This is a genomic window from Bradyrhizobium australafricanum, assembly GCF_020329495.1.
GTDB lineage: Bacteria > Pseudomonadota > Alphaproteobacteria > Rhizobiales > Xanthobacteraceae > Bradyrhizobium > Bradyrhizobium australafricanum.
In genome coordinates, this window is record NZ_JAGKJL010000021.1 from 93,261 (window position 1) to 115,781 (window position 22,521).

Genomic DNA, 22,521 nt, shown 5'->3' on the forward strand with positions numbered 1-22,521 from the left:
GGCTGTCGGCGATCGTATGCGGGACGCATTGGCCGAGGAGGAGGTGCTACCTACGCGTCCGCTGCTGCCGGCTCAGGCGGCTTTCTTGGCCTCCGCCTGCGAGGCGTCCTCGACCTCGATCTTCGTCGGCATGGACTTGGCCGGTTTAGGTATTGTGACCTTGAGGACGCCGTCGGACATGGCTGCCTGGACGCTGGACGGATCAATGCCGGAAGGCAACTGTAACACACACATGAACATACCGTAGATGCGCTCGCTGTGCTGCACGTTCTTGTCTTTTTTGATTATCCTCGACCTTTTTCTCGCCCTGGATCGTAAGGGTATCATCCTCGATCGATATTTCGACGTCCTTGCCCTCAAGGCCGGGCATCTCAGCGGTTACCTCAACGGCCTCCTCGGTCCGGTGATTTCGATGTTAGGGGTAAGCGACTTCGTGCCATCGTTTGAGGCTATTGCTTGCACGAGCTCGTTGAACAGCCCGTCGATCACTCAATGCTGGCCGAACAGTCTGAAATTCGCTCGCGTCGGTGCGTCGCTCTCACGAAACGGAACCAATGACCTTGGCACTCTCCTTTTGCCTCGATAAGACGTTAACTAACGGGGCGGATAACAGGCCGGGGCCGTTATGGACTGACCACAATCCGGTCTTCGACACGGGTGATGCCTGGTGCCGACCATGCGACACGCTCAGCTTCCTCGCGTTCGATCCACGAGCGAACAGTGCCTTTCAGGATGACCTCGCTGCCGTGGGTTTCGACGGCGATGCGATTGGCATCGACCTCCGCATTCCGCTTGAACGCCTCTTGGATCCTGCGCTGAATGTCTGTAGGCTCGACCTTGGGCTTCAGTGAGATGACGTTAGTCACGCCCTTGACCCCTTTAACCTTTCGTACGGCATTTTCGGCGGTGGTTTTCTGGTATTGCCATTCCACTGCGCCTTCGAGGGTCAGCCAGCCGTCTTTGACGACGACCTTGATATTTTCGTGCGAAAGGGGCAGTTGAGCCTTCAGACTGTCAATCGCATCGCGCGCGATGTCCGGATCGGGCCTTTGATCAATCGACGGTAGCCGGACCTCGATGTCATTCGCGACGGCATGCACGCCTGCGACGCGCTTCGCCGCGCGCTCGGCTTCCAGCCGGTCACTGTAACTTCTGGTGAATCCAGCCAGTGTGACCACGCCATCCTTCACTGAGATGGCGATGTCCTCGGCATCGAGATCGGGATCCCAGTTTAACTCTTCGCGGACGTCGCGTTCTATTTCACGGTCGGATCTCATGATTGGCTCCTGGTCTGTACAATGCGGATTGTGGGATCGGCGGGTCATTACGCTACCGATCAACGCAAATCCTAGGAGGTGTCACACGTCCAGCCATGATGCTCATCAACTTTCGCAGCAGGTTTCTCGGTGCGATCTTCGTGTAATCACTTTGCAGGATCGACCGAGTAGCGGTTGGTTCAAATTGTGAATGGGCGCTGCGGCCGTCTGGCTGGCGGCCGAGAGGCGTGCGATATGCAGCGGTTCGCTGTACAAATTTCAAGGCGGAGACCGGCTTGCGGGCGCTCGAGAGTGTCCGCCACGAGCGCGTCCTGTTTGCCTCCGCCAATTCGATCGGCGACGCCCAAGAGCGGCGATCGGGGACCGCAGAGCGAAGGTTGATGGTTCTTAGCCTACCCGACCTTGCAGGAAAGATTGTGCCGGTCACCAATGCCGTTTTCGAGCAGACTTGGATTTGGCCCGTCGCTCAGGAACGCCAACACGAGTGAGAGGTATCCAGGCGGGAGGATCGCTTGCCGGAAACGTCTCGATCAGGCTCATCAAGACGAATTCGTCCTCAGCCGGGGTCGTTTCAATTTCGCGGGGGAGTTGGGCTTTGGCCCCGCTCTTGTGACTTTGATGGCTCGATCGTCGTGGCGTCATCACAGGTCCGCTAGGCAACCGTGCCCACGGCCGCAGGATTGGTCGCCTGCTGCTGCCGCGCTCGAAGTCGGAACGAGAATATGATCAGGGCGACGCCAAAGGCGATGGCGTATGCGCCCATCCACCAAGTCAGAACGAGAGCTCCGATTAATGGTGTGAAGAAAAGCAGCGCGCCATATGCCAGCGACAGAATGCCACCCAAGACCAGCCACCATCGGCCATGCTCCAGGTTGAGGCGAGAACCCGCAGCCGTCATCAACGCGCCGGTGACGATCGCCCATGAGGCAACCAGTAACACGAAGGCAAGCACGGTAAGGCCCGGCCAGAGGAGGGCTCCGATGCCCACGGCGATATTGACCAGCCCTTCGAAGATCAGAAATCCCCAGCGGCCCCTGCGGCGCATCGCGCGGACCGCCGAGACGATCCCGGCCACGCCATCGACCAGCATGTACGCGGAGAACAGGAGCGCCAGCGACAGCATTGTCGGGCCGGGAAAGATCAATGCGAGACATCCGAAGATGATGCCCAGAATGCCTCGCACCAGGAACAGCCACCAGGTTGGAGCGAGCGCTGCCGTGGCAGCATCGGTATTGGCGTCCGAGGGGCCAGTGAACGTCGTGCTGGTCATGACATGCTCCCGCAATCTGATTGACCTTTGGTGATGCTTAGCGCGTGCCGGATGACGGGCGCCTTGACGGGCGTCAAAAATGTTTCCGTGCACCTTTGGGCCGTATCGATCTTCGCGGGTGACCGCTCAGTCGAAATTGTTGGAATTCTATCGGTCGTTCTCGAACTGGAGACCACGGCATTCCTCTCCTAAGCGTGCACTAAGCTTCCGGTGGAAAAGGAAACGCTTTATCCCGCCCCAAATTTGTCTGATGTCCAGCACAATATGAACGAACTGCCGATTTCCGATCGGTCAATTTCTGATCTAGTGGCAGATGTAATCGCGGGTGCGTGGAAATTGCCTCCTGTCGGCGAGCTTGGGCGCGCGGAGCGTCGAGATACATGTCTCGCCACTACGAAACGTGTATCGCAAGTATAATTTTACCGACTACATGACCCTCGGCTAGACGTTCATGCGCCTTGTGCGCGTGGGCCAGGGAATAGCATTCCGCGATCGGAACTTTGAGTTTCGCTGCGTGGGCCGCCGCGTTGAGGCGTTCGAACTCGCGAACGCCTGAAATGCCGTCGTAGCGGATCAATTCCGCGCCGCGCCGCTTCTTCGGGGCCGGCTCGATGCCGTTCGGGTGCGCCAGCCGGCCGCCGGGCCGCAGCACGTTCAGGCATTTCTCCAGCGCATCTCCACCGACGAGCGCCAAGATGGCGTCGACGCCGTCGGGCGCGAAGCGGCGCGCTTGGTCATCGATGTCGATGCGCTTGCCGTCGACGACGACATGCGCGTCCATCTCCCGCACGAGTTCCACGCCTTCCTGGCTTGATGCTGTTGCGAATACCCGGGCGCCGCGAAGTCTTGCGAATTGCACGGCAAGCGTTCCGACGCCGCCGGAAGCGCCGTGAATGATGATGGTCTCGCCCTTCTTCAGCTTCAGTGCGTCGTCAATCCCCTGCAGTGCCGTCAATCCCGTAATCGGGATCGCGCCAGCATGTCGCAGGTCAAGCCGTTTTGGGATCGGCGCGACCTTGTCGGCAGGCACGGCGACGTATTCGGCGTAGAAGCCGCCTTTCGGGTTCTCCCAATTGTAGGAATAGACCTTGTCGCCGACTTTCAACCGTCGCACCCGCGAGCCGACAGAGACGACGATTCCGGAACCGTCGTAGCCTAGTACCAATGGAAAATGCGGCTTGCGAGGCGCATAGAACCCCTCCCGGACGTCGGCATCCCACCCGCCAACGCCGGCGGTGTCGACGGCAATCATGACTTCGTCAGCGTCCAGCGGCGGCACCGCTAAAGCATGACCAGTGATCACCTCCGGTCCGCCGAAGCGGTCTATGGCCGCCGCAAACATGGTGCGGGGGACGTGCATCGTGTGATGCCGAAAAAGCAAAGCATTGCGGGGACGATCGAGCATGGTGGCTATCTCGCGTGGGCTTTCCGCCTGCATGGAGGAAATTGCCGGCAGCGACGCTGACGTCGGTCAATTTCGGAAGGAAATGCGAGGGTCCGCCTGTGAGCCCGCCGCGCCGCCCTGTCGTTCCGCCGCGTGGACCAACCTTAACGGCCTTCAATCGCGGGTTCGGGGTGGAAGAACGCGCCCGAAATTCATGCGCGATGAGGAGGCAATGGCGAGATGCGCAGGATACGGATGGTCGTGCTGCGTAGCACTAATTCGTGCAAGCTGTGCCTGGCGACGTCCTCATGAGTTCGGGTTAGAAAGATTTGAGCAAGGGTCAACAGCAAGGCCGTCCCGAGATCACACTGGAACAGATAGCCTCAGCTCCGCGGCGAAACCAGCTGATGCCTGTGAATTCGATCTGGGTAAATTGAAAACCGCGCCCGCGAAAGCGGCACTCACTCGAACGGCGCATCGGCATCGGCAAGTTGATGTCCATCAACGTGCGGAAGTGGCTAGCCATGTAGCCTGCGACCAGACGGATCGGTGCCAGCACGATGGATCCCCAATGCAGCGCCATGACTTCGTGCGAAGCGACGACGGAAGTGGACCTCGCACGCTGGAAGAACCTCCACCACCATTCGAATCGCACATGCGGGCGATCACCCAGGCCGTTATCGCAGTCGCAGTGGTGTTGCTCGCGCTTTGGGTCGCGCGCGATTTCCTGGTTGCACTGATTTGGGCAGGCGTGATTGCCATCACCACCTGGCCGATCTATGTTAGGTTTGCGCAGCTGATTTCTGCCCGTCCTTCATCACTGCTAGCATCGTTGCTGTTTACTTGCATAATCGGCCTTGTTCTTCTCGTACCCATTGTCTTGACCGTGCGTCAGGTCGCCCAGGGGAGCGACGCTCTTGTGCACGTGCTCAATCGCCTGCGCGAGGGCGGCGTTGTTGTCCCTGCTTGGTTCGCGCAGCTGCCGATCGCCGGCAAATACCTCGATCTCTGGTGGCGTGCCAACCTCAGCAGACCCGAGGCTCTCACGGAATGGCTTCGCGGTGTAAACATCGAAAGTCTGACGAGCTGGACCGGAACGCTCGGCGGCGCACTGCTACATCGTCTCTTTCTCTTCGCCATTACGTTGATCGCGCTTTCCTTGATGCTGCGTGACGGAACATGGCTTGCGAACCGTTCGGTCGTCACCGCTCGGCGGCTGCTCGGCAAACCCGGCACTCGCCTGATCGGCAAGATCGCCGACGCAACTCGCGCCACTGTGAACGGAACGATCGCAGCGGCGATTGTGAAGGGCGCTGTCGTCGGTATCGCCTACGTCATAATGGGCGTGCCGCGCCCGCTGCTATTTTCGGTGATGACAATTGTGTTGGCGATGGTGCCGCTCGGCGCCTGGGTTGCGCTTGCGGCGGCTTCTCTGACCTTGGTTGTTCAAGACGGAAGCTTGTTGGCGCCTATCGGACTGTTTGTCTTTGGTGCGGCGGTGCTTCTGATCGGCGACAATTTCATTCAGCCGGCTCTTATCGGAGGCAGCGCTGAGCTGCCCTTCCTGCTGGTGCTGGTCGGAATTCTCGGCGGGATGCAGTCGTTTGGATTGGTAGGCCTCTTTCTTGGCCCGGTAATCATGGCGGCGCTCCTGACCGTATGGCGTGAATGGATCGGCATTCGGGAGTGACGGTTGGGGGTGACCGTCACGAGGTCCCGTTGCTCTCTCGTCGTTCATCGGGCGGAAAAAGCGGACCGCGCGGCTTTCGCCGGCGGTCCAAGTCTTGGGAGGAGCGCCCACGCAGGGCAAGCGACGCGGGGGCGCCAAAGTCAAATCGCAAATCGAGCAGCCTCATGCATTGTCGAGGCTCAATTTTTTGCCTGGATTTTGTATTTTGCGAGAGGCTGACACCCATCAAGGTGCCGACGATCGATTGACGCAACATTACGACTAACCGGGACGGCGAGTATCGCGCCATGCCAGATAGCGGCTTCGAAGCATTTACGAAAGTTGGCGAACCCACCACGGCCCGCGCACTCCCGAGGCGTTCTCCTTACCTGGATCGGGATCTTCAGGGTTCGACGGAGAAGCCTGGTGTAGAAGGCGCGCCGGCGCCATCGCGAAGCCGCTGGCGCCGACCGCTGTTGGCCCTTGGTCCGGTCGCGCTGGTTGCCGGCGCGCTCGCGCTTTATCTGATGACCGGCCGCTACGTGTCCGAGGAAGACGCTTATGTTCAGGCGGTGAGCGCGTCGATCAGCGCGCAGATCTCGGGCCAGGTCATCGGCATCGCGGCAAAGTCGAACGCGCCGGTGAAGAAAGGCGACCCGCTCTTCAACATCGATACGGAGACATATCGGCTTGCGCTAGCCAACGCCGAAGCGCAGCTCGGCATTGCACGCGACCAGGCGCACACGCTGATCGAGACTTACCGCGCACGCCAGAAGCAGATCGATGAGGCAAGGGCCTCGGTCGACTACACGCAGGCCAATTATGAACGCCAGCAGCAGCTCTACAACACTGGCACCTCGCCTCGGGCGACGCTCGATGCCGCAATCCGCGACTTTCAGGCGGCCAAGGCCAATCTGGCCAGCTTGGAGCGGGAGGCAGCGGCGGCGCTCGCCCAGATTGGCGGCAACCTGGATTTGCCGGTCGACCAGCAATCCACGGTCAAACAGGCGCAGGCGGCCGTCGATCTGGCCGCGCGCAACCTGCGACTGACCTCTATCGTCGCACCTTTCGACGGCATTCCGCACAACGTCGAGAGCATCGCGATAGGCGTTTTTTTGAATGCCGGACAAGCCGCATTTCCGCTGGTAGCGACGCGCGATCTCTATGTCGAAGCCAATATCAAGGAGACGGATCTCACTTATGTGAGGAAAGGAAATCCGGCGCGGGTCATCGTTGACGCCTACCCGGACACGCCGATTGCAGCGCAGGTAACGTCGCTGGCACCCGCGAGTGGATCGGTCTTCGCACTACTGCCGCCGCAAAATGCCACAGGCAACTGGGTGAAAGTCGTGCAGCGCATTCCGGTTCGTCTTTCTTTCGATCAACCCGCGAACCACCCGCCACTGCGCGCAGGGATGAGTGTCAAGATCTCGATCGACACCGGCCACCAGCGATCGCTCCGCGAGCTGTGGCATGACTTCACCGCGATTTTCGGGGCCTGACATGGCGAGCAGCGCCGCAGATAGCAGCATCATGAACCGCGGAATGATCACAGTAACCGTGATGCTTGCGACCCTGATGCAGGCGCTTGATACCACGATAGCCAATGTCGCGTTGCCATATATGCAGGGCAGCCTGTCGGCAACGAGCGACCAAATCAACTGGGTCCTGACTTCCTATATCGTCGCAGCGGCGATCGTTACGCCGGCGACTGGCTGGCTCGAAGCAAGGCTCGGCCGCAAGCCATTATTCCTGACAGCGGTGATCGGCTTCATTGTGACCTCGATGCTCTGTGGGGCGGCCGTATCGCTAGGACAGATGGTCGTCTTTCGACTGCTTCAGGGTATCTTTGGCGCGCCGCTGGTGCCGCTCTCGCAATCCGTGCTGCTCGACGTTTATCCGCCGGAGCGGCAAGGACAGGCGACGGCGATATTCGGCCTCGGCGTCATGTTGGGCCCGATTCTCGGGCCGACACTCGGCGGCTGGTTGACCGACTCCTATAGCTGGCGCTGGGTGTTTTATGTCAACTTGCCGGTTGGCCTGCTGTGCGCGCTTGGCATTTTGCTGTTTCTCGGACGGCGCACCGATCGGCCCCTTGCGCGGCGGCTCGATTGGCTCGGATTTGCGTCGCTCAGCCTGGGCATTGGTGCATTGCAGCTTTTCCTGGACCGGGGCGAGCGCCTCGACTGGCTTTCTTCTCCCGAGATTCAGTTGGAAGCCGCCCTTTTCGTGCTCGGCTTCTATCTCTTTACGGTCCACTCCCTGTCGATGGCCGATCCTTTCATTGATCTTGCGTTGTTCCGCGACCGGAATTTTGTCGTCGGGGTCATCCTGATTTTCATCGTCGGTGTCGTGCTGCTAGCGACGCTATCGATGCTGACGCCCTATCTCGAAAAGCTCATGAACTATCCAGTGCTGACGGCGGGCCTCGTGCTAGCGCCACGTGGTGTCGGGACCATGGTCGCGATGTTGTTGGTCGGGCAACTCATCCGCCATATCGACGGACGCATCTTGATCGCGACTGGTTTCGGACTGACGGCGCTGTCCCTCTATTTCATGACCGGCTTTACTCCCGACGTATCGCAGGGCACCCTGGTCCGCACCGGTTTACTGCAGGGTTTCGGCCTTGGATTCGTCTTCGTACCGCTCGGCACGGTGGCGTTCGGAACCCTTCCCTCGACGTTGCGCACGCAGGGAACCGGGCTCTTCAATTTGATGCGAAATATCGGGGCGAGCATCGGCATTTCCCTGATGAGCTATCTGCTGGTGCGCAATTCAGCCACCGCCCAGGCCGAGCTGGTCGAGCACATCACCCCCTACCGGCAGGTGATACGCGACCATGCCCAGCATTTCGGTCTCGCAACCGTTCAGGGGCGGGCCGCACTTGCCCAGCTCGTTTCAGCACAGGCAGAAGCTGTCGCGTTCATCGACAATTTCAAGCTGATGATGTTCGTGTCCTTGCTGGCGATCCCGCTGGTAATACTGATACAACGTCCACCCCGAGCGCCTGGAAAGAGAGTCCGCCAGGAAGGATTTTGGAAGCGTGAGATGCCAGAAGCGTGAGACGCGGCGTGTCGGAGGCCCTGATGTCGATCAAGCACGAGTTGAGGGATGCGAGAGAACGATTGGGGCTGCTGTCGCTGTATCAACGCTTCGAGTACGTCGTCGTCATGTTCCTCACGGCGTTGATTGCCGTCATCGTCGTCGCCGCCATGTGGACCCTGACCTTGAAGATCTTGTTTGGCCTGGTTCTCGCTGGAGGATTCGATCCATCCGACTACTCGGCGTTTCAGGCTGCATTCGGCATGATCCTGACGGTGATCATTGCACTCGAGTTCAAGAAAACGCTTCTGGTGGTTGCTGAGCGCCGTGATACCGTTGTCCAGATACGCTCGGTCGTGATGATCACGTTATTGGCTATCTGCCGGAAGGTCATCATCCTCGATCTCACAGAGACGGACGCGCTGCACATCTTGTCGCTGGCGGCGGCGATCGTCGCGCTCGGCGTTATCTATTGGCTGATAGGTCGTCGCGATCTGGCGGAGGACGAGATGGCCTGACGTTAGTACGAAGCGCTATCAACTGCTGACGAAAGCCGGCAGTTTTGGGGCGCACTACCTCCGACGGAGGGAAAGGTTGAACTTAAGGTAATGGGGAATAGCGTAGGCTGGCCTACGAGACGGGCGAAATCGTTGACGGCGACGATGGCATCGATGTTACCGTCTTTGCCGAATGAAATCCTTGATCCTCCGACCGTCTCGCTCTTATTGATGTCAAGGTTTAGCTTTGGGCTACAGAACGGTAGCCTTGGGCAAGCTCGTTCGTCTTGAGTGCGTGAGCCCGAGTTTCCCGCGGCAGCACGATTCATCCACGGATCACGACGGGTCAGCAGCTCGCATGCGGCCTGTTTGACCTGCGTGATCGCCTTGCGGCCGACGTCGGCCATGATCAGCGTGCGGTCGTCGACCTTTGCAATCGGCTTGTCTGCCAAGACCTTGATCAGCGAGGCGGCCGGTGAGTCCCCGAGTTGCGGATCGATCGGGCCCAGCATGGAATGCTTGCTCATGACGATTTCGTCAGCGGCGAGTGCGATCAGCGTACCGCCCGACATGGCGTGGTGCGGCACAAAGACGGTGACCTTCGCTTTGTGCTCCCGTACCGCTTTGGCGATCTGCAATGCGGCTAGGACGAGTCCGCCCGGAGTATGAAGCACGAGATCAATCAGCACATCGGCGTCCGTCATCTGGATAGCGCGCATCACGTCCTCGGAATCGTTGATGTCGATGTAGCGCGCAAGCGGAAAGCCGAGAAACCGCATCGTTTCCTGCCGGTGCACCAGCAGGATCACCCGGGACTGTCGCTCGCGCTCGATCTGCGAAATCTTGCGTACCCGCAAGACTTCGAGAAACTGCTGCCGCAGCATCGGTTGGAGCGCTGAGAATATGAAGAACATCCAGACAATATCGCCTGTCGACATCGTGTCCTCCTCAGCGAGCGGAACGCTGGTTAGTCGTAACGACTAGGCCAAAGGCAAAACGCTGCTCCGCGTGCAGAGCACAGAGATGTCGTCTTCATCCGAACTCGCGCGGGGAACATTGAGCGCCGTCGTGTCGTGCACCATGATCGTTGTCAATATTTCGTGGCTCAAGGCGGCGCAAATTGACCTTCGTGTCGCATTGTAATTGATGCCTCTTCCAACAGAGGCGCTACCATTTTCTTAGGCCGACCGAACCGAACAATCTGGCGAGCCATCCCCTCGCAAAATTAGTGCAACTCGTTCTTCCATCAGGGAGATGAACGACGAGCCTGGTCCCCAATTCCCGCGCAACTGCTTGCGCGGCAAATTCGGCGTTTTCCCTGGTCGGATAGTGACCGAGCTCGCACCCCTTGTCGTCGCGAACGACCCAGTCGTCGAAATTGTCGTCGGGAAAAACGTGAATGGCCGCAACCATAGGGGAACTCCGCACCACGTGCAAAGATACTGCAATGTCGAACAGGGCGCCGTGATAAAGATCAATTTCGTGCCCGGTCCGGGCCGGGTGGTGGTGGTGGTGTGTGAGAGAATGCGAAACGGATGACAAATATCAAGGAGGAGGCTGATCCGTCCGTCGAGTTTCCGATCGCCGCGGGGAAGGCCATTTCGGAATCTTCCGCGCGATGCTTATGGAATTCTCGTTGCAAGAGGGCTGATTTGCGAGCTTCGCAATCAGTTCGCCTTCTCCTGCTTGCACACGAAGCCGTTCTGGCTGTTCCTGCAATGGGTGCCGGCTCAGTGCTTCGTGATCATACTCTGCCGAGAAGCGGCACGATCATCCTTCCATTGACGGACGTCATGGTCGGGCGAGACCTTGTTGGGCAAAGTTCCTTCAAAAGCTTGCTGCGAACCAAGCTGCGAGCCAAGGTGTGTTGCTCGCGATCAGTGCCTATTGGCAAGGCAAGCGGCGTTTTCGTTCGCAGCGGATAGGCGGGAGAGATAGCGGTCGCCGCAGCGCATTCCAGGAAGGAAAGTAACGATGCGCAATCCTGCTGCTCTAGCGATTGAAGACCAGTTGGTAGCCATCCCAGCGGGCTCGGAATCGCTCTACGGCAGGCTGACGGTGCCGCTAGAATCCAGCGGCCTTATTCTCTTCGCGCAAGGCAGCAGTGGCTTTCACAATCCTCGCAGTCGCTACCTGGATCGCTATGTGGAGCGTCTGCTCAACGAGTCCAATCTTGCGACTCTCCTTGTTGATTTGCTGACGGTCGAGGAGCAAGAAATAGACCTCCGCACGAAAAGGTTGCGGCTCAACATTGCGCTGCTCGCCGAACGGCTGATTGGTGTAGCCGATTGGATCACGCAATACCCGGATACGAAGGGCCTACGGATCGGCTATTTCGGAACTGACACCGGCATAGCGGCAGCATTGGAAGCGGCGGCGGTACGTTCCGATCAAGTTGGTGCGATCACGTCGCGAGGAGGCCGTCCCGATCTCGCCGGTGCTGCCTTGGTGCGCGTCTGCGCACCGACGCTGCTCATAGTAGGCGGAAACGACCTTGAGGCGGTTAAGCCGAACCGGGAAGCGTTCAAGCAGCTGAAATGCGAAAAGCAATTCGCCCTCGTGCCAGGCGCAACACGCTTCTTCGAGGAGCCCGTTGCGCTGGACGAAGTGGCAGCGCTGGCGCGTCGGTGGTATTACAGACACCTCGTTGGGTGAACTCGATCCGCGAAGAGGCGGCAAGGGATCGGTTGAACTACCGTCTCGAAGCCGCTGCGCGAAGCCTGGACGTAAGACATCTAGAGGCGGAGTTCTTGCAGGCTGCCGACGTCAGGGATGTCAAGACCGTTTACCGACTACTCGTCAGCGAGTTCAGCCAAGTCGGACAAAGCGAGGGCGGGCCGCACGCGGAGCGATTGGTCAGTATAGGTAACTGCTGTCTTCTCACATTTCTGTAGATGCTTGGTTGATGCGAATGCCGATGGAATCTTACGCACAGCAAATCATCGACTTCGTGCGTCAGAACGAGGCCTGGGCGCCGCCGATTGTTTTTGCGCTCGCTTTCGGTGAGTCGCTAGCATTCATCTCGGTGTTGGTTCCGGCTTGGGCTGCGTTGATCGCGATTGGTGGGCTGGTCAGCGTGAGCGAGATCAGGTTCTGGCCGATCTGGGTCGCCGCCTCGACGGGCGCTGGGCTCGGCGATTGGGTATCCTACTGGATCGGCTTGAAACTGGGGAAGGCCATCTACCACAGGTGGCCGTTCTCCCGGCATCCGCATCTCATTTCGAAGGGGGAGTCCTTCGTGAGGAAATGGGGCGTGTCCGGCGTCTTCATCGGTCGTTTCTTCGGCCCGTTGCGCGCGGTCGTTCCACTTGTCGCTGGCATCTTCGCCATGCCCTATTGGCCCTTTCAGGTCGCCAATTTCGCTTCGGCATTCCTGTGGGCGGCCGTGGTGCTGCAAATTGGCAAATTCGGATCGGAAGCCCTGACTTGGCTCTGGGAGTAGGCGACACCAATTTCGGCGCCCAAGAGCGATGCAATGGAGAAATTCAATGCGAGAAATACTGCTTGGCGCAGGAGGCAACTGGGTATTGCGATTCCACGTGGCGCTGCGAACGCCCACGGCTCGAACGAGACAATCAGGAATATATTCGAGATCGCGAGCCCGCAGCCTCGCAAGATCAAAATCGACGGCCGCAAAGGGTTATCGAAACCGACAACGTCGGCGATAACCGGTCCGTTCAGGCTGCCGCGGGTCGGTGGCCGCTGCTCAGTCGGTATCCAGGCGGCATGGCGCTCGCGATCATCAGCATTTCGCCTAGCCTTTCGGAACTCACAAGTCCAACCAGTCGGTCCGCACCATCAAGGACGCCGACGGCGGGCGCACCTTTTTCCTGCAGGAGTTTGAGTGCGTCTTCCAGCGTGCAGCGACGATTGCAGGTCGGGAAAGGCGACAATGTCGCGTCCTTTAGCCGAGCCTCGGGACCGAGCTCTTTCAGAGCGCGGATCAGGTCGGCGCGGGACAGGATACCGACTGGCCGCTGTGCATGATCGACGATCGGGAATTCGCTCTGGCTCGTGTGCAGCAGGAGCTCGATCGCCTCGTTGAGACGCGATTCCGGCGTGAGCATTGCGAACTGCGTCATCGTCGCGGCGTCGACCGGCACGCCTTGCGACAAGGAGCGGAGGGCGACCATATGGGCCTCCGAGGAGGCCGCCAGATAAACGAAGATCGCGATGAAGATCAGCATCGGGCTTCCGAACAGACCGATAAAGCCGAGCGCGAACGCGACCCATTGACCGATCATTGCAGCGATCTCGGTGGCGCGAACGAAGCCGAGCCGCGCTGAGAGGAGCGCGCGCAGGATGCGTCCGCCATCCATCGGGAAGGCGGGGACCAGGTTGAAGAGCGCGAGGAACAGATTCACCGATGCGAGCCGGTCGACCATTGAGACCTGGGCGCTTTCGACCGCCGCGAGCGAGCCGCCGTCCAGTGTCGCGCTCGTGAGGAGGACGAGACCGAACGCGATCACGACATTGACCAGTGGGCCCGCGATCGCGATGAGAAATTCCTCAAGCGGCGTTTGCGGAATGCGTTCCAGCCGCGCGACGCCGCCGATTGGAAGCAAAATGACATCGGGTGTCAGAACGCCGAAGGCGCGCGCCATCAGGATGTGGCCGAACTCATGCGCCAGCACGCAGATGAACAGGAGCATCATGAACAGAAGGCTGCTCCAGGCCGCATTGGTCCCGCCCGAGACGTAACTCGCGCCGAAAATCCACGCGAGGAAGAGGAGGAAAGTGATGTGGATTCGGACGGCTGTTCCGGCGATGGAGCCGAGCTTCAGGTACCAAGACATGGCTTGCCTCACAACGGTCGAGCTTCGGGGCAGGGGCAGGATGAAGCGGCTGTCCTGCTGCTGCGCTGACAAACCGCAACCCCAACGGTGTCAATCCGCTTGCATAATTTGGAGGCCGACCCCCGGCTCAGGGTCATATCGCTGCAGGCCGAACACGCTAAGAATTTCGAAATTCTCCGTATGCCCGTGATCAGGGGAAACTCGCAGTTGTCTCGTGCGTGCCTCGATCGCCACTTCGTGACAAGAGCGGCCCTCTCATCAAAGGCGGCTGTCGTGAGCAGGCCGGAAGAGGTGACGTCGTTAGACATCTGAGACGATCACACGCGGCTCATGCACTGACGACAAGGACCAAGCGAGCCAGAAGTCGTTAGAAAAAGGCTGCCGTGCGAACGAGAGTTTCCTCTCAACGCGGCTGATTGCGCCTGCAAAATGGGGTTCCGCGGCTGTGCCAGGAAGGTGCGTGAGGTATCTTGAGCGTGGCCGTGCCGCGCGTGCAGGCGTCATCGACGGCCGCCAACCTCGTCGACATGCCTCAACAGATCGGCCGGATCATCGTAAACGCGGATTGCACCGGATTGCCTCAACTCGTCTTGCCCATAGCCACCGCTCAAAAGACCAACACCCAGGGCCCGGCATCGTATTGCCGCCAGCATGTCCCAGACGCTATCACCCACAACCACTGCTGTTTCGATAGGTGCTTCCAGTCGGGCGGCGGCCGCGAGAAACAGGTCCGGATCGGGTTTGGCATATTTGACCTGATCGCGCGTCACTACCGGGATCCTGTCTGGATCGACGCTGAGCGCGGCCAGATTGACGGCTGCGGTTTCCATGCGGCCGCTGGTCGCAATCGTCCACGGAATACCGGCCTCCGACAACCACGACAGCAATTCTCGCGCTCCCGGCAGAGGCCGGATGTATCTGGCCTGCTGACGGTACGCGGCGGCGTGGCCCTCGCGCAGCCGTTCCGCGCGCTCATCGCTAATCTCGAACCCGGTCTCGCGCAGAAGCTGGTCGGTGAACAAGCCGCCGCTCATGCCGATCTTGCGATGGATGCGCCACACCGATAGCTCAATGCCTTCAGCGTCAAGCGCGTGCTTCCAGGCAAGGACGTGTTGGTACACGCTGTCCACCAGGGTTCCATCAAGGTCAAATATAAAGACGGGCTCGATCCGCATCGATTTCTCCTTCTTCGATAGCATTGTCATCTGCAATGACCGAGCATCTTCGATTTGACGGTGCCAGCGAGCGGCAATCCTCGGCCTTGGCGATCAACCGCCGTTCAGGCGGCGAAGACAAAGGCCACCACAGCGCAACTGCTCCGACCAGGTAGCGATTTTGCTGACGGTACGACGCCAAGAATGGCCACCGCCGCATCTGACGTGCTCAAGATGTCAGGTGTGAGGCGCGCCATGGACACCCAGGGCTCGCTTAACGTCGACGCCAGCCCCGTTCGAGGCGACCAATAGCCCGATGCCGAGCGCGACCGCGAGACGGGAGACCAGCGCTTGGGGGGCTTTGGACGGGTCCATGTCCGGACTGTTCTAGGTGCGACCATTGCGCCGCTCGGTAATGACTACCAGCGTTCGACCGGGTCTCCCTGGTTGCAACAGCGCAATCCATCATTCACCGAAATCTAGGGGCTCCCGCATCGCGAGCACCTTGATTGACGTCAGCTTGCTTGAGGGTTTTCAGCGGCCAATATCTTTGTCGGCCGCTCGGTGCAGCAATCGCGATGCGGATCGTGCGCGCGCAAGCACGGTATGCAGGCTGTGCTACTACGACTGAGTGACAGCCAAAGCTTTCGGGAAGCTTTATGGAGGTCAACGCGCTGTGGGTTCGGCCTGGACGATCGAAAAACAGGACGTGGAGCGTAAACGTCTTGCCACACAATCGGATGCAATTCCCTCATTCAACCGGCGCGCCGAGCTAGAGGTACTAGTCTGGCTGGTAGCCGGCGGAGAGCGGCACCGCTGCGGGGGGGGGGGGGCGGCTATGCCAAATGAGGTCGACGACCACCGGCCGGTTGACCGATATCAACGCGGCCAGGCGGAAACTCAATAATGATATTAGGGAGTGCCTTCGGGCTTGAGCGTCGCGCTGAAGGAAGCAAACCGATGAATATCGAGAAATATACCGAGCGTTCGCGCGGCTTCATCCAGTCGGCGCAATCGCTCGCCATGCGCGAGGGCCACCAGCAGTTCTCGACACTGCATGTGTTGAAAGTGCTGCTGGATGACAATGAGGGCCTTGCGAGCGGCCTGATTGACCGTGCGGGCGGCAACTCCCGCGCCATCCTGAAGGCGACCGAGGACGCGCTGAATAAATTGCCAAAAGTGTCCGGCGGCGGGGCTGGACAGGTCTATCTCGCGCCGGAACTGGCGCGCGCCTTCGATGCTTCCGAGAAGGCGGCCGACAAGGCCGGCGACAGCTTTGTCACCGTCGAGCGGCTGCTACTGGGCCTCGCGATGGACAAGAACAGCGAAGCCGGCAATATTTTGAGCAAGGGCGGCGTCACAACGCAGAATCTTAACGCGGCGATCGAGACCCTGCGCAAGGGCCGCACCGCGGATTCCGCGACGGCCGAAAACGCCTACGACGCGCTGAAGAAATATGCCCGCGACCTGACCCAGGCCGCACGCGACGGCAAGCTCGATCCCGTCATCGGCCGCGACGAGGAGATCCGTCGCACGATTCAAGTGCTCTCCCGCCGCACCAAGAACAATCCCGTGCTGATCGGCGAGCCCGGCGTCGGCAAGACCGCTATCGTCGAGGGCCTCGCGCTGCGCATCGTCAATGGCGACGTGCCGGAAAGCCTGCAGGACAAAAAGCTGCTCTCCCTCGACATGGGTGCGTTGATTGCCGGCGCAAAGTATCGCGGCGAGTTCGAGGAGCGGCTGAAAGCCGTGCTGCAGGAGGTCATCTCCGCGGAGGGCAGCATCATCCTGTTTATCGACGAGATGCACACGCTGATCGGCGCCGGCAAGGCCGACGGCGCGATGGACGCGTCCAATCTGTTGAAGCCTGCGCTCGCGCGCGGCGAGCTGCACTGCATCGGCGCCACAACGCTCGACGAATACCAGAAGCATGTCGAAAAGGATGCCGCGCTCGCCCGGCGCTTCCAGCCGATCTATGTCAACGAGCCCACAGTCGAGGACACCATCTCGATCCTGCGCGGCCTCAAGGACAAATATGAGCAGCATCATGGGGTGCGCATCACCGATTCCGCGCTGGTGGCCGCGACCACGCTGTCGAACCGCTACATCACCGACCGCTTCCTGCCGGACAAGGCCATCGACCTGATGGACGAGGCGGCGGCGCGGCTGAAGATGCAGGTCGATTCGAAGCCGGAAGAGCTCGATTCGCTCGATCGCGACATCATCCGGCTGAAGATCGAGCAGGAGGCGCTAAAGAAGGAAAGCGATCCGGGTTCCAAGACCCGGCTGCAGACGCTGGAGAAGGAACTTGCCGATCTCGAAGAGAAATCCGCGGCGCTGACGGCGCGCTGGAGCAAGGAGAAGAACAAGCTTTCCGATGCGGCGAAGCTGAAGAGCGAGCTCGATGCCTTGCGCATTGAACTTGCCAACGCGCAGCGCCGCGGCGAATTCCAGCGCGCGGGCGAACTTGCCTATGGCAAGATTCCCGAGCTTGAGAAGAAACTCGCCTCCATCGAGGACAACGAGGCGCCCGGCGAAATGATGGAGGAGGCGGTCACCGCCAACCACATCGCGCAGGTCGTGTCGCGCTGGACCGGCGTGCCCGTCGACAAGATGCTGGAAGGCGAAAAGGACAAGCTCCTCAAGATGGAGGAGGCGCTTTCCAGGCGCGTCGTTGGCCAGGCCGAAGCGGTGCACGCGGTGGCGACCGCCGTTCGGCGTTCGCGCGCGGGCCTGCAGGATCCGAACCGGCCGACCGGCTCGTTCATGTTCTTAGGACCCACCGGCGTCGGCAAGACCGAGCTGACGAAAGCCTTGGCGGAGTATCTCTTCAACGACGAGACCGCGATGGTGCGCCTCGACATGTCCGAATACATGGAGAAGCACTCGGTCTCCCGTCTGATCGGCGCGCCTCCGGGCTATGTGGGTTATGACGAGGGCGGCGCGCTCACGGAAGCGGTGCGGCGGCGGCCCTACCAGGTCGTGCTGTTCGACGAGATCGAGAAGGCGCACCCGGACGTCTTCAACGTGCTGCTGCAGGTGCTCGACGACGGCCGCTTGACCGACGGGCAGGGCCGCACCGTCGACTTCCGCAATACCCTGATCATCATGACGTCGAACCTCGGTTCGGAATTTTTGGTGAACCAGCCGGAAGGCGAGGACACCTCGGCCGTTCGCGATCAGGTGATGGGGATGGTGCGGGCACATTTCCGCCCTGAGTTCCTCAACCGCGTCGACGAGATCATCCTGTTCCACCGCCTGCAGAAGAGCGAGATGGGCCGGATCGTCGAGATCCAGTTCGCGCGGCTGCAAGAGCTGCTCGAGGATCGAAAGATCGCGCTGACGCTCGATGCTTCCGCACGCGACTGGCTCGCCGACAAGGGCTGGGACCCCGCCTATGGCGCGCGTCCCCTGAAGCGGGTGATCCAGCGCAGCGTGCAGGATCCGCTCGCCGAGATGATCCTGGCCGGCGAGGTCGCCGACGGGGACCGCGTTGTGATCTCGAGCGAAGGCAATGTGCTGACCTTCAATGGCAAGGCGGCGCAGACCGCCGAGGTAGCCCAGTTCGAGGCGCCGCAGGCCAGGCGCAAGCTGCATTAAAAGGGAATGACGTCGTGCTGATCGACGGCGCCTCATAGCCGGCCAGCCATGTGTGCGGGCGATTAAGCTGAAGTATCCCACCAGGATAGAAGCGAGTGTAGATGGGGAATGGCCCGCGGAGGCGGAACCCGGGGAGGGTGCCCGGGTTCCTAGCCCGCCGCAACAACATCCCTCCCTCCAGGGACCGCTCGGCATGGCCGCCTGTTATGTTCACAAGCCAGCTGAACGGTCGGTGAACTATGCACTTTTAGGAACTAAGAGCGCATGAAACAATTGGTTCGGCCGTGAGAGGTGGCCGGCTGTGCGACGATAAGCGATTTCCGCGAGCCGCCAAGTCGACTTCACCCCGGTCATCACAGAAGTCCGTTTTTGAGCCGGGCCATTGCTGCGCGGCTAAGAACGCGTTCTGGGGGGAGCAAGGTACGAGGAGGACCGAACACACAGCCGATTATTATGTGCCTCACCGGGCGTGAGCACGAGACGGACCGGTAGCCCGTCGGTGTCCACCACCGCGTGTATCTTGCCCGTGAGACCTCCTCGCGAGCGACCCATAATTGCGGGGCACCAAGCCAACCTACCTGCATGAAGGTACTTTTTGATGCTTGATGGCCCGGGCCAATCTATCGTACTTCAGGACAATAACGTCCGTTTCGCCTGCGCCCGCGAGAAGGCCCAGTGGGCAAGGACCTTCACCGAGGACGATCAGCTTGGCCGTCCAGCGGCGGCGAGATGGGCGCGCGCGATCGTACTTCAGGACAATGATGTCCTTTTCGCCAGCGCCCGCGAGAAGCCCAGGTGGGCAAGGACCTTCACCTAGGACGATCAGCTTGGCCATCCAGCGGCGGCGAGATGGGCGCGCGCGTTCGCGCGTTCGATTGGGAGAAGACTCCGCTTGGGCCGATTGCCAGTTGGCCCCAGAGCCTCAAGACCACCATTGACCTCATGATGGCATCGCAACTCGCGATGAATCTGATCTGGGGTCCCGAGCGCATCCTAATCTACAATGAGGTCCATCGGGCGTTCATGGGGACGATGCATCCTCGTGCCTTCGGTCGACCGGGGCGCGAAGTCTGGGGCGAGGTATGGGAGGCGGCTGAAGCGGCGATCCACCGCCGTGTTTTCGCGGGCGAGACCGTTACGCTGGAAGACCATCCCTGGACGCTCCTGCGCAACGACGGTCCTGAGGAAGCGTTTTTCACGTCGTATTTTACGCCCATCCGCGACGAGACGGGCGCGGTCGTCGCCAATCTCGCCACTGCTTTCGAAACCACCAACGCCATAAAGGAAAAGGCGGCGCGGGACCAGGCCGAACGGGCCTTGCGCAAGAGCGAAGCCAGCCTGCGCGAGGTACTCGAAGGGATCGGCGAGGCCTTTTATGCGCTTGATCAGGATCAACGTTTTCTTTACGCAAGCCGCAAGGCACTCGAAATTTGGGACAAGAAGCCCGACGATTTGATGGGCGTCCCGTTTCTCTCAGCGTTCCCGAACGCTGTCGGCGCGCTGGACTATGAGGCGCAGCGGCGCGCACTCGAGACAGGCACGGCCCAGCATTTCGAGAGCGCCTCGCCCTTGATTGGGCATTGGTTCGAGGTCGACATCTATCCGGCCTCGACGGGCGTTTCTGTTGCGTTCCGAGACATCGATCGGCGTAAACAAGCAGAAACGTTGCTGCTGGCCAGCGAAGCGCGGCTAAAGGCGGCAGTCGAACTGATCGGCTTATCGCCTTATTCTGGCGACCCTAGGACCGGCGCTCTCGACTGGGATGCACGCCTTAAGGCAATGTGGGGATTACCCGCTGACACCACCGTCGACGCGCCGATGACTGTCGCGGCCATACACCGTGACGACCAGGCTCGGGTCGCAGCGGCGTGGGAGGCCTCACTCGACCCCGATAGCGATGGCGTTTTCGTGGCCGAGTACCGTGTGCAGGGAATCGAGGATGGCATAGAACGTTGGGTCTCTACCCATGCCCAAAATTTCTTTGAAGGCCGACAGCCGGTCGGATTCATCGGTGCCATACGCGAGATCACGGAGGAGAAGCATGCCGAAGCGCGTCTGCGCGACAGCGAAGCACGGCTGAAGGCGGCCGTCGATCTCGCGCGGCTCGGCCGCTATGCTTGGAATCCGCAAACCAATGAGTTGCAATGGGATGACACGTTGCGGGCAATGTGGGGCCTGGCTGCAGGCACGCCTGTCGATTACGAGGTGTGGAGGGCCGGCGTTCATCCAGACGATCTTGCACGTGTCGAGGCTGCGGTCCAGCGGTGCGTCGACCCGCGGGGCGATGGGGTCTACGATATCGAGTACCGGGTCATCGGAAATACGGACGGCGTGGAACGCTGGATCGCGACGCGCGGGCGGACCAATTTCGAGAACGGGGCGCCAGTTGCGTTTTTCGGTATCGCCTTGGAGGTCACCGAGCGCAAACGTATTGAAGAAAGGCTCGAGCGCCGCATTGAAGACCGGAGGCGCGAATTGGAGGAGGCCAACCGGCAGCTCCGCTCTCAAATGGAGAAACGTAAGTTTGCCGAAACCGAGGTCCAGCAGTTGCAGCGGCTCGATGCGATCGGACAGATCACGTCAGGAGTGGCGCACGATTTCAACAACCTACTCACAGTCGTGCTCACCAATGCGCGTCTGCTCGCTCGTACAATGGAACGCCCTGACGATCGGGAAGGCGTCGAACTCATCCGGATCGCTGCTGACCGGGGCAGGAAGCTCATTGCGCAACTCCTCGCCTTTTCGCGGAAACAGCAACTTGCACCCCTCGAGGTTGATCTAAACAGAAAGATCGCCGGAATCGGCGATCTGCTCGGCGCCACCTTGGGCGGGACGGTGCAACTCAAAACAATATTTGCTCCGGATCTCTGGCCCGCTCTGGTCGATCCAAACCAAATCGAGATGATCGTTCTCAATCTCGCCATCAACGCCAGGGACGCGATGCAGCCGGGCGACACGCTCACTATCGAGACGTTCAACACCGTCATCGAAAGCGAGTCCTTTCGGCCGGAAGAGCCGTTGCCGGGAGACTACGTGGTTCTCGCCGTCAAGGATACCGGCACTGGTATCCCAGATGATGTCCTGCTGCATGTGTTCGAGCCTTTCTACACGACGAAAGAACCAGGAAAGGGCTCGGGCCTCGGATTGGCGCAAGTCTTCGGTTTTGCCAAACAGTCCGGTGGTGGCGTGCGTATTGAGACTCGCCTCGGTCAGGGCACTGCGGTGAAGGTTTTCTTGCCTCGCGCGGGGGTCGACAATGCTGATCACCATGCGGACACCGTTGATGCGAGCAAGCCTCTGCAAACCACCAAGAGATTTCGTGTTCTGGTCGCAGATGACGAAAAGGCTGTCCTGAGGTCCATGGTTAGGATGCTCGATGTTCTCGGATATGCAACGGTGTCGGCGGAGAGCGGCGGCGAAGCGCTTCGCATGCTCGCAAGCAATCAGGAAATAGATCTCGTTCTCGCGGATCTCGCCATGCCGGAAATGAGCGGCGGCGAGCTTGCGAAGGCGATCCGTGCGATGCGACCAACTTTGCCAGTCATCCTTATCACCGGCTATGGCGATCGCACCGTCCTGAATGAATTGAACGACTTGCGAATTATTTTGAAGCCGTTCACGGAAGACGAACTAGTTAACGCGATCAGCGCCGCACTAGAATAGGGCGAGCTTCCGATGTCGTTGATGGCCCGTTGTATCATTCGCTGCGATGCGGAATTTGATCGCTACGGGGGCATAGCGGACTTTCGCGAGCCGTCAGCTCCGCCCATTTAGGTGGTGCCGGATGAAAGCTTTTCACGTGAGTCTAATTGAGATGCGAGGCCGATCGAGA

General features: G+C 60.1%; 18 protein-coding genes and 1 pseudogene. 8 read left to right on the top strand and 11 right to left on the bottom strand.

The window, feature by feature from the left end; all coding sequences use genetic code 11:
* Positions 1 to 72: 72 nt before the first annotated feature.
* The 6 genes from J6525_RS46955 to J6525_RS20250 form a co-directional block, all read right to left on the bottom strand.
* Positions 73 to 267, bottom strand: a complete 195-nt coding sequence (locus J6525_RS46955; protein ID WP_376708537.1) for an Hsp20/alpha crystallin family protein — start codon at positions 265 to 267, stop codon at positions 73 to 75.
* Positions 203 to 370 carry an Hsp20 family protein gene (locus J6525_RS47505; RefSeq protein WP_376708538.1) on the bottom strand — a complete coding sequence of 56 codons (168 nt, stop codon included), beginning with the start codon at positions 368 to 370 and terminating at the stop codon, positions 203 to 205. Before J6525_RS47505 ends, J6525_RS46955 begins: the two co-directional genes overlap by 65 nt.
* A gap of 253 nt (positions 371 to 623) precedes the next feature.
* Positions 624 to 1,277, bottom strand: a complete 654-nt coding sequence (locus J6525_RS20235; protein WP_225646003.1) for a BON domain-containing protein — start codon at positions 1,275 to 1,277, stop codon at positions 624 to 626.
* A gap of 652 nt (positions 1,278 to 1,929) precedes the next feature.
* The gene (locus tag J6525_RS20240; RefSeq protein ID WP_225646004.1) at positions 1,930 to 2,547 is read right to left on the bottom strand and encodes an HdeD family acid-resistance protein; all 618 of its coding nucleotides are present in this window, start codon (positions 2,545 to 2,547) and stop codon (positions 1,930 to 1,932) included.
* Between the two features lie 391 nt (positions 2,548 to 2,938).
* Positions 2,939 to 3,952: a quinone oxidoreductase family protein gene (locus J6525_RS20245; protein ID WP_225646005.1), complete on the bottom strand. Its 1,014-nt coding sequence runs from the start codon at positions 3,950 to 3,952 to the stop codon at positions 2,939 to 2,941.
* Between the two features lie 319 nt (positions 3,953 to 4,271).
* Positions 4,272 to 4,514, bottom strand: coding sequence for a hypothetical protein (locus J6525_RS20250; RefSeq protein ID WP_225646006.1), 243 nt, complete (start codon positions 4,512 to 4,514; stop codon positions 4,272 to 4,274).
* Positions 4,515 to 4,586: 72 nt separating this feature from the next.
* Between J6525_RS20250 and J6525_RS20255 the strand changes: the two genes are divergently transcribed.
* From J6525_RS20255 to J6525_RS20270, 4 genes are all read left to right on the top strand, one after another.
* On the top strand, positions 4,587 to 5,621 hold the full coding sequence (locus tag J6525_RS20255; protein WP_225646007.1) for an AI-2E family transporter: 1,035 nt from the start codon (positions 4,587 to 4,589) through the stop codon (positions 5,619 to 5,621).
* 287 nt (positions 5,622 to 5,908) lie between these two features.
* Positions 5,909 to 7,102, top strand: coding sequence for an HlyD family secretion protein (locus tag J6525_RS20260; protein WP_225646008.1), 1,194 nt, complete (start codon positions 5,909 to 5,911; stop codon positions 7,100 to 7,102).
* Between the two features lies 1 nt (position 7,103).
* Positions 7,104 to 8,663, top strand: coding sequence for a DHA2 family efflux MFS transporter permease subunit (locus tag J6525_RS20265; RefSeq protein WP_225646009.1), 1,560 nt, complete (start codon positions 7,104 to 7,106; stop codon positions 8,661 to 8,663).
* Between the two features lie 23 nt (positions 8,664 to 8,686).
* Positions 8,687 to 9,160, top strand: coding sequence for a phosphate-starvation-inducible PsiE family protein (locus J6525_RS20270; RefSeq protein WP_225646010.1), 474 nt, complete (start codon positions 8,687 to 8,689; stop codon positions 9,158 to 9,160).
* A gap of 2 nt (positions 9,161 to 9,162) precedes the next feature.
* Here the strand turns inward: J6525_RS20270 and J6525_RS20275 are convergent, their stop codons facing one another.
* The gene (locus J6525_RS20275; protein ID WP_225646011.1) at positions 9,163 to 10,077 is read right to left on the bottom strand and encodes an SDH family Clp fold serine proteinase; all 915 of its coding nucleotides are present in this window, start codon (positions 10,075 to 10,077) and stop codon (positions 9,163 to 9,165) included.
* A 229-nt stretch (positions 10,078 to 10,306) separates the two neighbouring features.
* Entirely contained in the window at positions 10,307 to 10,552 is a 246-nt protein-coding gene (locus tag J6525_RS47510) for a DUF2188 domain-containing protein (protein ID WP_225646012.1), read from the bottom strand.
* Positions 10,553 to 11,113: 561 nt separating this feature from the next.
* Between J6525_RS47510 and J6525_RS20285 the strand changes: the two genes are divergently transcribed.
* Together J6525_RS20285 and J6525_RS20290 are read left to right on the top strand one after the other, a co-directional pair.
* Positions 11,114 to 11,794 carry a dienelactone hydrolase family protein gene (locus J6525_RS20285; RefSeq protein WP_225646013.1) on the top strand — a complete coding sequence of 227 codons (681 nt, stop codon included), beginning with the start codon at positions 11,114 to 11,116 and terminating at the stop codon, positions 11,792 to 11,794.
* A gap of 262 nt (positions 11,795 to 12,056) precedes the next feature.
* Positions 12,057 to 12,581: a DedA family protein gene (locus J6525_RS20290; RefSeq protein WP_225646014.1), complete on the top strand. Its 525-nt coding sequence runs from the start codon at positions 12,057 to 12,059 to the stop codon at positions 12,579 to 12,581.
* A gap of 235 nt (positions 12,582 to 12,816) precedes the next feature.
* Here J6525_RS20290 and J6525_RS20295 read toward each other — a convergent pair whose 3' ends face one another.
* Both J6525_RS20295 and J6525_RS20300 read right to left on the bottom strand, forming a co-directional pair.
* The gene (locus tag J6525_RS20295; protein WP_225646041.1) at positions 12,817 to 13,935 is read right to left on the bottom strand and encodes a site-2 protease family protein; all 1,119 of its coding nucleotides are present in this window, start codon (positions 13,933 to 13,935) and stop codon (positions 12,817 to 12,819) included.
* Positions 13,936 to 14,435: 500 nt separating this feature from the next.
* Positions 14,436 to 15,110 carry an HAD family hydrolase gene (locus J6525_RS20300; protein ID WP_225646015.1) on the bottom strand — a complete coding sequence of 225 codons (675 nt, stop codon included), beginning with the start codon at positions 15,108 to 15,110 and terminating at the stop codon, positions 14,436 to 14,438.
* Between the two features lie 939 nt (positions 15,111 to 16,049).
* Here J6525_RS20300 and clpB point away from each other — a divergent pair.
* Complete coding sequence (gene clpB, locus J6525_RS20305; protein ID WP_225646016.1) at positions 16,050 to 18,689, top strand: ATP-dependent chaperone ClpB; 2,640 nt, start codon at positions 16,050 to 16,052, stop codon at positions 18,687 to 18,689.
* A gap of 456 nt (positions 18,690 to 19,145) precedes the next feature.
* Here clpB and J6525_RS20310 read toward each other — a convergent pair.
* A pseudogene (locus J6525_RS20310) lies at positions 19,146 to 19,241 on the bottom strand (IS5/IS1182 family transposase); the annotation flags it as partial.
* Positions 19,242 to 19,484: 243 nt separating this feature from the next.
* Between J6525_RS20310 and J6525_RS20315 the strand changes: the two are divergent.
* A complete protein-coding gene (locus tag J6525_RS20315; protein WP_225646017.1) occupies positions 19,485 to 22,352 on the top strand; it encodes a hybrid sensor histidine kinase/response regulator in 2,868 nt (955 codons plus the stop codon).
* Positions 22,353 to 22,521 lie beyond the last annotated feature (169 nt).